This is a genomic window from Pseudomonas sp. P1_A1 (assembly GCF_056406935.1).
Window position 1 is genome coordinate 390,450 of sequence record NZ_JBFTZE010000001.1, and the last position, 12,805, is coordinate 403,254.

The window sequence follows — 12,805 nt, forward strand, 5'->3', positions numbered from 1 at the left end:
CAACCTGCCATTAGCTTAGCGCCATGACCTTTTTCGAGCGCTTCCATGAGCAGCCAGACCTATAGCATTTCCGACCTCGCCCGCGAGCTCGACATCACCACCCGGGCCATTCGCTTCTATGAAGAGCAAGGCCTGCTCAGCCCCGAGCGTCGCGGTCAGGAACGCATTTATTCGCCCCGTGACAAGGTCAGTCTGAAGCTGATCCTGCGGGGCAAGCGCATTGGTTTTTCCCTGGCCGAATGCCGCGAGCTGATCGAGCTCTATGACCCCTCCAGCGGTAACACCAAGCAATTGCACAGCATGCTGGCGAAAATTGCCGAGCGTCGGGAACAACTCGAGCAGCAACTGCTGGACATCGAACAGATGAAGCTGGAACTCGACACGGCCGAAGAGCGCTGCACCCAGGCGCTGGAGCAAACGATCAAGAGCCAGGAATCAGTCCAGTAGATCTACACGAGCCCGCTCCCACAGGGTTCTCTCAGCATTCAGACAATCAGCACAGGTCAATTCCCATGCCTCTCCCAACCCACGTACGCCTGGTCGAAGTCGGCCCCCGCGACGGTCTGCAAAACGAAGCCCAACCCATCAGCGTCGCGGACAAGGTGCAACTGGTCGATGCGCTCACCGCCGCTGGCCTCGGCTATATAGAAGTCGGCAGTTTCGTCTCGCCCAAATGGGTGCCGCAAATGGCCGGTTCCGCCGAGGTCTTCGCACAGATCCGGCGCAAGCCGGGGGTGACCTATGGCGCCCTCGCCCCCAACCTCCGGGGCTTTGAAGACGCCATAGCCGCCGGGGTCAAGGAGGTCGCCGTGTTCGCCGCAGCGTCCGAATCGTTTTCCCAGCGCAACATCAATTGCTCGATCAGCGAGAGCCTCGAGCGCTTCGTACCGATCATGGACGCCGCCAAGCAACATGGGGTCAGCGTGCGCGGTTATGTGTCCTGTGTGCTTGGCTGCCCTTATGAAGGTGACGTTGCGCCTGAGCAAGTCGCCCGGGTCGCTCGCGAGCTCTATGCCATGGGCTGCTACGAAGTGTCGCTGGGAGACACCATCGGCACCGGCACCGCCGGCGCGACCCGCAAGATGTTCGAAGTGGTTTCGGCCGACGTGCCGCGGGAAAAACTGGCCGGGCACTTCCACGACACCTATGGCCAGGCCATGGCCAATATCTATGCCAGCCTGCTGGAAGGCATTGCGGTGTTCGACAGCTCCATCGCCGGTCTCGGTGGCTGCCCGTACGCCAAGGGCGCCAGCGGTAACGTCGCGACCGAAGACGTGGTTTACCTGCTCAACGGCCTGGGCATCGAGACCGGCATCGACCTGGACGCCTTGATTCGCGCCGGCCAGCAGATTTGCGCGGTGCTGGGGCGCCCTACCGGTTCTCGCGTGGCCAAGGCCCGCAGCGCACAGTGACAGTGTGGATGTGTCCGGGTGTTACCGCGTGCTCTGGCACGTGGGGCGGAAACGAGTAACACGGAAACAAATTGTCAGGTTTGACACGGATGAAAAATCTCACAAAAAATCAAATCATTGATTTTAAAGGACTTTCTAAAGTTGGCACGGCTTCTGCTATCTCTATGGCATAACAAGAATAAAAAGCTGCAAACCAATAAAAATAAGACGTAACGACTCTGACATAACAAGAACAACACGGCAGAGACGCAGCTAACAGATTTTTTTGGAGAAGATGTGCTTTTCAGGGTGCTTTTCGGAGTAACCCGCAACCGGGCAGAGAACAATAAAACTACCTTCAGGTAGCTCCCGAACTGGTTGGATCGCTTGGCGAAAAAGTAGATCAGCGCTCAAAAAAATACGTTTGCTCTTGATCCCGGATGGGGATCGACAAAAACAGCGGTAAAGGGCCACGGTTGCCAAAAACAACAACAGACCGCCCCTCAATAATAAAAAAAGAGCACGTAACGACAAAATTAAAGGGGAGCTTCGGCTCCCCTTTGTGCTTTCCTGTCTTCCGGTTTTTTCCTCTTTTGATTTTCAACGCATCGCTTTGAGCTCTTCGATGCTGATCTCGCGCATCCGAAACTTCTGGATCTTGCCGGTCACGGTCATCGGAAACTCCTCGACGAACTTGAAGTAACGCGGCGTCTTGAAGTGCGCAATACGCTCCTTGCACCAGGCCTGCAGCTCCTGCTCGGTGGCGCTGTGACCCGGGTGGAACTTGATCCAGGCGACGATCTCTTCACCATAGCGGGGGCAAGGAATGCCGATCACCTGCACATCGGCAACCGCCGGGTGGGTGAAGAAGAACTCTTCCAGTTCCCTTGGGTAAATATTCTCACCGCCGCGAATGATCATGTCCTTGTTACGCCCGGCGATGCACACGTAGCCTTCGTCGTTCATGCTCGCCAGGTCGCCGGTGTGCATCCAGCCTGCTTCATCGATAGCCTCGGCGGTGCCTTGCGGGTTATTCCAGTAGCCGAGCATTACGCTGTAACCCCGAGTGCACAGCTCGCCAATGGTGCCGCGTGGCACCAGATTGCCCGCCTCGTCGATGATCTTGCTTTCCAGTTGCGGCTGGGTGCGGCCGACCGTGGTGACGCGCAATTCCAGGTCGTCTGCCGGACCGGTCTGCAAAGACACGGGGCTGGTTTCCGTCATGCCGTAGGCAATCTGCACTTCGCTCATGTGCATTTCACTGATAACCCGACGCATCACCTCGATCGGACACGTCGCCCCAGCCATGATCCCGGTGCGCAGGCTCGACAAATCAAATTCGGCGCGCTTGGGCTGATCGAGCATGGCGATGAACATGGTCGGCACGCCATAAAGCGCGGTGGCTTTTTCTTCGGCGACGGTGGTCAGGGTCAGCAACGGATCGAAGGCATCGTTGGGGTAAATCATGGTGCTGCCATGGGTGACGCAGCCGAGGTTGCCCATGACCATGCCGAAGCAGTGATACAGCGGCACCGGAATCACCAGCCGATCATCGGCGGTCAGGCCGAGGCTTTCGCCGACCATGTAACCGTTGTTGAGAATGTTGTAGTGGCTGAGGGTCGCGCCCTTGGGAAAACCGGTGGTGCCGGAGGTGTACTGGATGTTCACCGCCTGATCGAAATGCAGGCTGTCCTGGCGTTCGTGCAATTGCTCGATCGACACACTGGCCGCCAGATCGGCCAATTGCGACCACGGCAGGAAACCCGAGGGTGGCTGCGCATCCAGGCTGATGACCCCACGCAGTTCCGGCAGGCGTTCGCTCTGCAAGCGGCCGATGGATTGCTCCGCCAATTCCGGCACCAACCCTTGCAGCATGCCGTGATAGTCGGAGGTTTTGAAGGCCCCGGCGCAGACCAGCCATTGGCAACCGGATTGCTTCAACACGTATTCGAGTTCGGAACTGCGGTAAGCCGGGTTGATGTTGACCAGGATCACGCCGATTTTCGCACTGGCGAACTGGCTGATGCACCACTGGGCACAGTTCGGAGCCCAGATGCCGAGCCGGTCACCGGTCTGYAAACCCAACGCCAGGAATGCTCTGGCGTGCAGATCAACAGCATCCGACAGCTGCTGCCAGGTGTAACGCAGCTGTTGGTGGCGCACGACCAGCGCCTCCCCGTTCGGTTGTTGCGTGACGGTGTTATCAAATGCCTGGCCGATGGTCATCGCCAGCAAGGCTTTGTCCTGGGAACCACGGGTATAGCTGCGCTGCGGGTTTGCACTGGGTTGATCCATGACGACCCCTATTGTCTTTATTGTAGGAGCGAGGCTTGTGTGGCAAGCCACATAAGGCGACGCTGGTCTTTCAGAACTGGCTCTACTCTCGCTCAAGTTGACGTTAACGTAAAGGGTGATTGACAGCCATTCGTCACAGGCTTACGTTAACGTAAAGGTGAGAGCCGAATCACTGCCCTCCCCACCCTACAAAAAAGCCAAAAGGTGCCCCATGAGCTACCCATCCCTGAACTTTGCCCTCGGTGAAACCATCGACATGCTGCGCGATCAGGTTCAGTCCTTCGTCGCCAAAGAGATCGCCCCGCGCGCCGCTCAGATCGACATCGACAACCTGTTCCCGGCCGACCTGTGGCGCAAATTCGGCGACATGGGCCTGCTGGGCATCACCGTGCCGGAAGAGTACGGCGGCGCCGGCCTGGGTTATCTGGCACACGTGGTCGCCATGGAAGAAATCAGCCGCGGTTCGGCGTCGGTCGCCCTGTCCTACGGCGCGCACTCCAACCTCTGTGTCAACCAGATCAACCGCAACGGCACTCACGAACAGAAAAGCAAATACCTGCCGAAACTGATCAGCGGCGAGCACATCGGCGCGCTGGCCATGAGCGAGCCGAACGCCGGTTCCGACGTGGTCTCGATGAAGCTGCGCGCCGATAAGCGCGGTGACCACTACGTCCTCAACGGCAGCAAAACCTGGATCACCAACGGCCCGGACGCCAACACCTACGTGATCTACGCCAAGACCGACCTGGAAAAAGGCCCGCATGGCATCACCGCGTTCATCGTCGAGCGTGACTGGAAAGGTTTCAGCCGCAGCAACAAATTCGACAAGCTCGGCATGCGTGGCTCGAACACCTGCGAGCTGTTCTTCGATGACGTCGAAGTGCCGGAAGAAAACATCCTCGGCGTACTCAATGGCGGCGTGAAAGTGCTGATGAGCGGCCTCGACTACGAGCGCGTGGTGCTTTCCGGTGGCCCGACCGGGATCATGCAGGCCTGCATGGACCTGATCGTGCCGTACATCCACGACCGCAAACAGTTCGGCCAGAGCATCGGCGAATTCCAGCTGATCCAGGGCAAAGTCGCCGACATGTACACCCAACTCAATGCCAGCCGCGCTTACCTGTATGCCGTGGCCCAGGCCTGCGAACGTGGCGAAACCACTCGCAAGGACGCTGCCGGGGTGATCCTCTACAGTGCCGAGCGCGCCACGCAAATGGCCCTCGACGCGATCCAGATTCTCGGCGGTAACGGCTACATCAACGAATTCCCGGCCGGTCGTCTGCTGCGTGACGCCAAGCTGTATGAAATCGGCGCCGGCACCAGTGAGATCCGTCGCATGCTGATCGGTCGCGAACTGTTCAACGAAACCCGCTAAACGGAGCTGTCCATGGCTATCCTGCATACCCAGCTCAACCCCCGTTCGGCAGAGTTCGCGGCTAACAGCGCGGCGATGCTCAAACAGGTCGACGCCCTGCACACCCTGCTCGCGCAAGTGCAGCAAGGTGGTGGCCCGAAGGCGCAAGAACGTCACACCTCGCGGGGCAAACTGCTGCCCCGTGAGCGGATCAATCGCCTGCTCGATCCGGGTTCGCCGTTTCTCGAGATCAGCCAACTGGCGGCCTACGCGGTGTAYGGCGAAGACGTTCCCGCCGCTGGCGTGATTGCCGGGATCGGCCGGGTGGAAGGCGTCGAATGCATGATCGTCGCCAACGATGCCACCGWGAAAGGTGGCTCGTACTACCCGCTGACGGTGAAAAAACACCTGCGTGCGCAAACCATCGCCCAGCAGAATCGCCTGCCGTGCATTTATCTGGTGGACTCCGGGGGCGCCAACCTGCCGCGTCAGGATGAAGTGTTCCCGGACCGCGAACACTTCGGGCGGATCTTCTTCAACCAGGCCAACATGAGCGCCATGGGCATTCCGCAGATTGCGGTGGTCATGGGCTCTTGCACCGCCGGGGGCGCCTACGTTCCGGCGATGGCCGACGAGGCGATCATGGTGCGTCAGCAGGCCACGATTTTCCTCGCCGGCCCACCGCTGGTGAAAGCCGCGACTGGTGAAGTGGTCAGCGCCGAAGACCTCGGCGGGGCCGATGTGCACTGCAAGATTTCCGGGGTCGCCGACCACTACGCCGAAAGTGATGAACATGCCCTGGCATTGGCCCGGCGCAGCGTGGCCAACCTCAACTGGCGCAAGCTCGGCGAACTGCAACAACGTGCGCCGATCGCGCCGCTATATAGCAGCGACGAGTTGTACGGTGTGGTCTCGGCCGACGCCAAGCAACCGTTCGATGTGCGCGAAGTGATCTCACGACTGGTGGACGGCTCGGTGTTCGATGAGTTCAAGGCGCTGTTCGGGACGACGTTGGTGTGCGGCTTCGCCCACCTGCACGGCTACCCGATTGCGATCCTCGCCAACAACGGCATCCTCTTCGCCGAAGCCGCACAGAAAGGCGCGCACTTTATCGAACTGGCCTGCCAGCGCGGCATTCCGTTGCTGTTCCTGCAGAACATCACCGGGTTCATGGTCGGCCAGAAATACGAGGCCGGCGGCATCGCCAAGCACGGCGCGAAATTGGTGACCGCCGTGGCGTGTGCCAAGGTGCCGAAATTCACCGTGATCATCGGCGGCAGCTTCGGGGCCGGTAACTACGGCATGTGTGGCCGGGCCTACGATCCACGCTTCCTGTGGATGTGGCCGAACGCGCGAATCGGCGTGATGGGCGCCGAACAGGCGGCGGGTGTGCTGGTGCAGGTCAAGCGCGAGCAAACCGAGCGCAGCGGGCATCGTTTCAGCGCCGAGCAGGAAGCCGAGATCAAGCAACCGATCCTCGATCAGTACGAAGAACAGGGTCACCCCTACTACTCCAGCGCCCGGCTATGGGACGACGGTGTCATTGACCCGGCGCAGACCCGCGACGTGTTGGCCCTGGCCTTGTCGGCGTCGCTGAACGCACCCATCGAACCGAGCCGCTTCGGCGTGTTCCGGATGTGATCTGGAGAAAACCATGAGCGACTTCAACACCCTCGAGCTGCAGACCGATCCCCGTGGTTTTGCCACCCTGTGGCTCAGCCGAGAAGAAAAGAACAACGCGTTCAACGCCGAAATGATCCGCGAACTGATCCTCGCGCTGGACAAAGTATCGGGCGATGCCAGCCTGCGTTTTCTGCTGATCCGTGGGCGCGGCAAGCATTTCAGCGCCGGGGCCGATCTGGCCTGGATGCAGCAATCGGCCGAACTCGATTACCACACCAACCTTGATGACGCCCGGGAACTGGCGGAGCTGATGTACAACCTCGCCAAACTGAAAGTCCCGACACTGGCCGTGGTGCAAGGTGCGGCATTCGGCGGCGCGCTGGGCCTGATCAGTTGCTGCGACATGGCGATTGGCGCCGATGATGCACAGTTCTGCCTGTCGGAAGTGCGCATCGGCCTGGCACCGGCAGTGATCAGCCCGTTCGTGGTGCAAGCCATCGGCGAGCGCGCGGCGCGGCGTTATGCCTTGACTGCCGAACGTTTCGGCGGGCAACGGGCGCGGGAAATCGGCTTGTTGTCGGAGAGCTATCCGATGGCTGAGCTGGAGCAGAAAGTCGATCAGTGGATCGACAATTTGCTGCTCAATAGCCCGGCAGCCATGCGCGCCAGCAAGGATCTGCTGCGCGAAGTCGGCAACGGCGCGCTGACCCCGGCGCTGCGGCGCTACACCGAGAACGCCATCGCCCGAATCCGCGTCAGCCCCGAAGGCCAGGAAGGCTTGCGCGCCTTCCTGCAAAAACGCTCGCCCACCTGGCAAGCCGAAACCACTCTCAAGGAGCCGCGTTGATGAGCGCACCTGTTCTCACCACCCTGCTGGTGGCCAACCGTGGCGAAATCGCCTGCCGGGTGATGCGCACCGCCAAGGCTCTGGGCCTGACCACCGTGGCCGTGCACAGCGCCACCGACCGTGACGCCCGGCACAGCCGCGAAGCGGATATCCGCGTCGACCTGGGCGGCAGCAAAGCCGCCGACAGTTACCTGCAAATCGACAAACTGATCGCCGCCGCGAAAGCCAGCGGTGCTCAGGCGATTCATCCAGGTTATGGTTTTCTCTCGGAAAACGCCGGGTTCGCCCGGGCGATCGAGGCGGCGGGCCTGATCTTCCTCGGCCCGCCCGCCTCGGCCATCGACGCCATGGGCAGCAAGTCCGCCGCCAAAGCCTTGATGGAAACCGCCGGTGTACCGCTGGTGCCCGGCTATCACGGCGAAGCCCAGGACCTCGACACCTTCCGCGACGCCTGCGAACGCATTGGTTATCCGGTGTTGCTCAAGGCTACGGCGGGCGGCGGCGGCAAAGGCATGAAAGTGGTCGAGGACKTCAGCCAACTGGCCGAAGCCCTGGCCTCGGCGCAGCGTGAAGCACAATCGTCGTTCGGCGATTCGCGGATGTTGGTCGAGAAATACCTGCTCAAGCCACGTCATGTGGAAATCCAGGTATTCGCCGACCAGCACGGCAACTGTCTGTACCTCAACGAGCGTGACTGCTCGATTCAGCGTCGGCATCAGAAAGTCGTCGAAGAAGCACCCGCTCCAGGCCTGACCCCGCAATTGCGTCGGGCCATGGGCGAAGCCGCCGTACGTTCGGCTCAAGCGATCGGCTATGTGGGCGCCGGCACCGTGGAGTTTTTGCTGGATGCGCGCGGTGAGTTCTTCTTCATGGAGATGAACACGCGGCTGCAAGTCGAACACCCGGTGACCGAGGCCATTACCGGCCTCGACCTGGTGGCCTGGCAGATTCGTGTAGCCCGTGGCGAAACGCTGCCGATGACACAGGATCAGGTGCCGCTGATCGGCCATGCGATCGAAGTACGGTTGTATGCCGAAGACCCGGGCAACGATTTTTTGCCGGCCACCGGGCGTCTGGCGTTGTACCGCGAGTCCGCCGAAGGGCCGGGGCGTCGTGTGGACAGTGGCGTCGAAGAAGGCGACGAGATTTCGCCGTTCTACGACCCGATGCTTGGCAAACTGATTGCCTGGGGCGAAGACCGTGAACAGGCGCGGCTGCGATTGCTGAGCATGCTCGAGGAGTTTGCCATTGGCGGGCTGAAGACCAACATCAACTTCCTGCACCGGATCGTCGGCCACCCGGCGTTTGCCGCCGCCGAACTGGATACCGGGTTCATTCCGCGTTATCAGGAGCAACTGCTGCCAGCACCTTCGCCACTCAGTGATGAGTTCTGGCAAGCGGCGGCCCAGGCGTTTGCGCAAAGTCAGCCGGCTGTTTTGCGCGCCGATGATCCGAGTTCGCCGTGGGCCTTCAACAATGGTTTCCGTGCCGGGCTGCCAACAGAAATCACCTTGCACTTGAGTTGCGAAGGGCAAGACCGTGCGCTGACCCTGGGCAATGCCGACATGCATACCGCACGGCTCACGGGTGAATACCTGCTGACCGAACACCACGGTTTGCGCCGCCAGCACCGGGCCATCCGCCGTGGCGATGCGCTGTATCTGCAATGGGACGGCGAGCTGCGCCGCATCGAGTCGTATGACCCGATCGGCGCCGTCGAAGCCAGTCACAGCCATCAAGGCGGGCTTACCGCACCCATGAACGGCAGCATCGTGCGGGTGTTGGTGGAGGCCGGGCAAACGGTCGAAGCCGGGGCGCAACTGGTGGTGCTGGAAGCGATGAAAATGGAGCACAGCATTCGCGCGCCCCACGCCGGGGTGATCAAGACGCTGTATTGCCAGGAAGGCGAAATGGTCAGCGAAGGCAGTGCCTTGGTGGAGTTGGAACAAGCGTGAAATGAAGATCGGTCCTACGCGTTGCGAGGACCGATCCGATTAGAATTTGGCAGTTGCCTGAACCACCACGCCGATGATTCGGCATTCTTCGGTGTAAAGGGCTTTCGGATATGTCGGATTGAGCGGGACCAGATAACGCTGCCCGCCCTCTTCGATCAGCTTGCGAAAGACCGCCTCGGCGCTGCCGGGCCATTGGGCGATCACCAGTTTGCCAGGCTCCGGCACGATCGCCGGGTCGACCAGAATCAGCATGCCCTCGGCAATGCTCGGCCCCGTCGGTGCCGTCATCGCATCGCCGACCACCACCAGCCAGAACGCCGCGCCCTGTGCATGGTAATCGGACAGCTCGAAGCGTGGCTTGCTGACAGCCAGCGAGGTGCCGTAGGTCGACAGCTCGCCGTCGCGCACCACCCCGGTTTCTCGCCAGTCACTGACCGGGTAGCGAAAGTACGGGTTGTACTTTTGCGCCAGGGAGATCTCCTCATCCTCTGAGGGCAGCGGCTCCCTGATCACCATCGCCACTTCCAGATAGTCCATGCCGAGCGCCCGCAAGACGCGATTCATCTCTCCGATGCCGGGCTGACGACGTTTATTGAGCCAGTGGCCGACGCCACCCTGGGACATCCCGATGCGCTCGGCGAGTATTTCTTGAGTGACTTTGAGTTCACTCATTTTGGCCTTGACCAATTCAATCCATTTATCCATGTGCGGCACGATACGTGGGGTACTCCGACCATCAAAACACAAATTGTAGTATTTAAATTAAAGACACAAATACAGTACGTACTAAGCTGGGCTCACGGATTTGAATCTCTCACGGAGCTCGCCATCGTCATGACCATCCCCAGCAATACCTTGCCCGATATGCAAATCGACACCAGCCTCACCTCGCCAAAAGGCTCTGCCGCGGCGCAGCGGGCACTGGACTATTACTTGAAACCAGCTGTGTCAGAAGTAGCCAGCGAAGAACGTTTCTTTGATGTGAACCGTAGCATCAGCAGCGAAGAAGCGCTGGTTCATGCTTCGGATTTGCTGCGATGTGCTGTCGCCACCGCGCATGAGTCAGCCAACCAGCTGCAGGGCACAAGCCGGGATCTGGCGTTTTCGACGGTGCACATGATCGACATGGCCAAGGCGATGGTCGACCGGGCCCTGGAGGGCAATCAGAACAATTGAGGCGGGAGCGTATTGGAGGAGGACAGGAAAAATTTTCCAATCGCACAGGTAGAAACATTTGACTTGCAAATGATAATGATTATTATTGCATCAGCTGATCGCGAGATCAGTCGATAGCCCAAGAGACCTTAGGTCGGACTCCTGGACTGTCTCCTCATCAGGCTAATCACGGTTTTTGACCCGGCTTTTTGCCGGGTCTTTTTTTTGCCAGTCAGGCTGGCTTTGGCTTCAGGCTAATGAAGTCTGTAGGTGCTGCAAAATTCGATTGGCGCGGATGATATCAAAAGAATATCTACTGCCAAGAGAAGCCCGGCAACACTGGGCCAAACTAACGAAAAATAGCACTTGAGAATCAATTGCGCAGTCTCTAAGCTGCATCGGCGTCAAGGAGGACGCCCCCCTTTTACACCCCCGTAATTTCCCCCGGTTTCTCCCCCTCTTGCGTGTAAAGTAGCAGCCATAAAAATCGTATTCAGGAATTGATTATGGCCGGGGCTAAATCTTCTTTCGACATCAGCGCTAACTTCGACAGCGGCAACATTGATGTGCTGGACATCAGCAATCCTCTGCAAGCGTTGCTGGCCATCAGGCCAGACACTCGCAGCCAGCATTTCCAGTGGTTCCACTTCAAGGCCAGCGGCCTGCATGTGGGTCAGGAGCATTGGTTTCGTCTGAACAACGCCAGCAAGTCCTCATACAACAAGGCCTGGGATGGTTATCAGGCGGTGGCGTCCTACGACCACGTGAACTGGTTTCGGGTGCCGACCATCTTCGAAGGCGACTGCCTGCGTTTCAGCCTTGAAGCCACTGCCACCCATGCCTGGTTCGCCTATTTCGAACCCTACAGCCGTGGCCGTCACGACTGGCTGATCGAACAGGCACTGACCAAGGCCGGCACCGAACTGTTGGCCACCGGCAAGAGCGTTGAAGGTCGTGACATCCAGCTGCTGCGCAAAGGGACTGGCGCCGAAGGCCAGCGCAAGGTCTGGATCATCGCCCAGCAACACCCCGGCGAACACATGGCCGAATGGTTCATGGAAGGCGTGATCGAGCGTCTGGAGAAACACGACGACCCGGTGCTGAATAAGCTCCTGGCCAGCGCCGACCTGTACCTGGTGCCCAACATGAACCCGGACGGCGCCTTCCACGGTCATTTGCGCACCAATGCCATGGGCCAGGACCTGAATCGCGCCTGGCAGAACGCCAGCCAGGAAATCAGCCCGGAAGTGCTGTTCGTTCAGCAGCAAATGGAAAAATATGGCGTCGACCTGTTCCTCGACATCCATGGCGATGAAGAAATTCCCTACGTGTTCACCGCCGGTTGCGAAGGCAACCCCGGTTATACACCGCGGATCGAAAAACTCGAAGAGCGCTTCCGCAGCCATCTGAAGCACCTGACCAAGGACTTCCAGACCAAACACGGCTACACCCGCGACGAGCCTGGCAAAGCCAACATGACCTTGGCCTGCAACAGCGTCGGTCAGAAGTTCGATTGCCTGTCCTTTACCATTGAAATGCCCTTCAAGGACAACAACGACGCGCCAAATGCGCTGACTGGCTGGTCTGGTAAGCGTTCGAAGCAGTTGGGCAAGGATGTGCTGACGACCATCGCCGACATGGTCGATACTCTGCGTTGATTATTCAAGATCAAAAGATCGCAGCCTTCGGCAGATCCTACAAGGCTGCGATCTTTTTACTCAGCCGGGATCCGCACACAATCCTGGGGCCCCAACAGCCGCCCATCCTCGGCGCGCAATTCCAGCGGCCGCAACGGTCGACCGTTCTCACGATCGACAACCTGCGAATGCGCCTCCCCCGCCTCATAGAAAAACGCCTCGCCCCACTGCCGCAACCCGATGATTAACGGGAACAAGCCTTGGCCCTTCTCCGTCAGCACATATTCCTGATACGCGCTGCCATCCGACGCCGGCACCAGATCGAAAATTCCGTGGGCCACCAATGTGCGCAGGCGTGCCGAGAGAATGTTCTTGGCCATGCCCAGATTGCGCTGGAACTCACCGAAGCGTCGCAGGCCATCGAACGCATCGCGCACGATCAATAGCGACCACCAATCCCCAATCGCATTCAGTGAACGGGCGACCGGGCATTCGGCGCCTTCCATGCTTGTACGTTTAACCATGACCACGTCCGCCGGCATCAATGT

Annotated in this window: 11 protein-coding genes; 8 read left to right on the plus strand and 3 right to left on the minus strand. The window is 59.6% G+C overall.

The features are described from left to right. The first annotated feature begins 45 nt into the window (after nucleotides 1-45). Both AC1D2Q_RS01820 and AC1D2Q_RS01825 read left to right on the plus strand, forming a co-directional pair. Entirely contained in the window at nucleotides 46-447 is a 402-nt protein-coding gene (locus AC1D2Q_RS01820) for a MerR family transcriptional regulator (RefSeq protein WP_038982455.1), read from the plus strand. Between the two features lie 65 nt (nucleotides 448-512). Beyond that, nucleotides 513-1,412 (plus strand): hydroxymethylglutaryl-CoA lyase, encoded by a 900-nt coding sequence (locus AC1D2Q_RS01825; RefSeq protein ID WP_477812044.1) that lies wholly within the window; start codon nucleotides 513-515, stop codon nucleotides 1,410-1,412. A gap of 579 nt (nucleotides 1,413-1,991) precedes the next feature. Here AC1D2Q_RS01825 and AC1D2Q_RS01830 read toward each other — a convergent pair. After that, on the minus strand, nucleotides 1,992-3,686 hold the full coding sequence (locus AC1D2Q_RS01830; RefSeq protein WP_477812045.1) for an AMP-binding protein: 1,695 nt from the start codon (nucleotides 3,684-3,686) through the stop codon (nucleotides 1,992-1,994). Between the two features lie 211 nt (nucleotides 3,687-3,897). On the opposite strand from AC1D2Q_RS01830, the gene AC1D2Q_RS01835 reads away from it, so the two are divergent. Genes AC1D2Q_RS01835 through AC1D2Q_RS01850 form a run of 4 tightly spaced genes read left to right on the plus strand, consistent with a single transcriptional unit; the run spans nucleotide 3,898 to nucleotide 9,465 of the window. Continuing rightward, on the plus strand, nucleotides 3,898-5,061 hold the full coding sequence (locus tag AC1D2Q_RS01835; RefSeq protein WP_007940933.1) for an isovaleryl-CoA dehydrogenase: 1,164 nt from the start codon (nucleotides 3,898-3,900) through the stop codon (nucleotides 5,059-5,061). Between the two features lie 12 nt (nucleotides 5,062-5,073). Further along, nucleotides 5,074-6,681, plus strand: a complete 1,608-nt coding sequence (locus AC1D2Q_RS01840; protein WP_477812046.1) for a carboxyl transferase domain-containing protein — start codon at nucleotides 5,074-5,076, stop codon at nucleotides 6,679-6,681. 13 nt (nucleotides 6,682-6,694) lie between these two features. After that, on the plus strand, nucleotides 6,695-7,510 hold the full coding sequence (locus tag AC1D2Q_RS01845) for a gamma-carboxygeranoyl-CoA hydratase (protein ID WP_305409413.1): 816 nt from the start codon (nucleotides 6,695-6,697) through the stop codon (nucleotides 7,508-7,510). Continuing rightward, complete coding sequence (locus tag AC1D2Q_RS01850) at nucleotides 7,510-9,465, plus strand: acetyl/propionyl/methylcrotonyl-CoA carboxylase subunit alpha (protein ID WP_477812047.1); 1,956 nt, start codon at nucleotides 7,510-7,512, stop codon at nucleotides 9,463-9,465. Before AC1D2Q_RS01845 ends, AC1D2Q_RS01850 begins: the two co-directional genes overlap by 1 nt. 39 nt (nucleotides 9,466-9,504) lie before the next feature. Here AC1D2Q_RS01850 and AC1D2Q_RS01855 read toward each other — a convergent pair whose 3' ends face one another. Beyond that, nucleotides 9,505-10,170, minus strand: coding sequence for a LexA family protein (locus AC1D2Q_RS01855; RefSeq protein ID WP_305409415.1), 666 nt, complete (start codon nucleotides 10,168-10,170; stop codon nucleotides 9,505-9,507). A gap of 129 nt (nucleotides 10,171-10,299) precedes the next feature. On the opposite strand from AC1D2Q_RS01855, the gene AC1D2Q_RS01860 reads away from it, so the two are divergent. Both AC1D2Q_RS01860 and AC1D2Q_RS01865 read left to right on the plus strand, forming a co-directional pair. Continuing rightward, nucleotides 10,300-10,641, plus strand: a complete 342-nt coding sequence (locus tag AC1D2Q_RS01860; RefSeq protein ID WP_477812048.1) for a DUF6124 family protein — start codon at nucleotides 10,300-10,302, stop codon at nucleotides 10,639-10,641. A gap of 485 nt (nucleotides 10,642-11,126) precedes the next feature. Then, nucleotides 11,127-12,278 (plus strand): M14 family metallopeptidase, encoded by a 1,152-nt coding sequence (locus AC1D2Q_RS01865; RefSeq protein ID WP_028941233.1) that lies wholly within the window; start codon nucleotides 11,127-11,129, stop codon nucleotides 12,276-12,278. A gap of 56 nt (nucleotides 12,279-12,334) precedes the next feature. Here AC1D2Q_RS01865 and AC1D2Q_RS01870 read toward each other — a convergent pair whose 3' ends face one another. Then, complete coding sequence (locus tag AC1D2Q_RS01870) at nucleotides 12,335-12,781, minus strand: winged helix-turn-helix transcriptional regulator (protein ID WP_477812049.1); 447 nt, start codon at nucleotides 12,779-12,781, stop codon at nucleotides 12,335-12,337. Nucleotides 12,782-12,805 lie beyond the last annotated feature (24 nt).

Excerpts from the sequence above, each read along its gene's own strand:
- AC1D2Q_RS01820 (WP_038982455.1), top strand. The coding sequence starts at position 46 with ATGAGCAGCCAGACCTATAGCATTTCCGACCTCGCCCGCGAGCTCGAC.
- AC1D2Q_RS01825 (WP_477812044.1), top strand. The coding sequence starts at position 513 with ATGCCTCTCCCAACCCACGTACGCCTGGTCGAAGTCGGCCCCCGCGAC.
- AC1D2Q_RS01835 (WP_007940933.1), top strand. The coding sequence starts at position 3,898 with ATGAGCTACCCATCCCTGAACTTTGCCCTCGGTGAAACCATCGACATG.
- AC1D2Q_RS01845 (WP_305409413.1), top strand. The coding sequence starts at position 6,695 with ATGAGCGACTTCAACACCCTCGAGCTGCAGACCGATCCCCGTGGTTTT.
- AC1D2Q_RS01855 (WP_305409415.1), bottom strand. The coding sequence starts at position 10,170 with ATGGATAAATGGATTGAATTGGTCAAGGCCAAAATGAGTGAACTCAAA.
- AC1D2Q_RS01860 (WP_477812048.1), top strand. The coding sequence starts at position 10,300 with ATGACCATCCCCAGCAATACCTTGCCCGATATGCAAATCGACACCAGC.
- AC1D2Q_RS01865 (WP_028941233.1), top strand. The coding sequence starts at position 11,127 with ATGGCCGGGGCTAAATCTTCTTTCGACATCAGCGCTAACTTCGACAGC.
- AC1D2Q_RS01870 (WP_477812049.1), bottom strand. The coding sequence starts at position 12,781 with ATGGTTAAACGTACAAGCATGGAAGGCGCCGAATGCCCGGTCGCCCGT.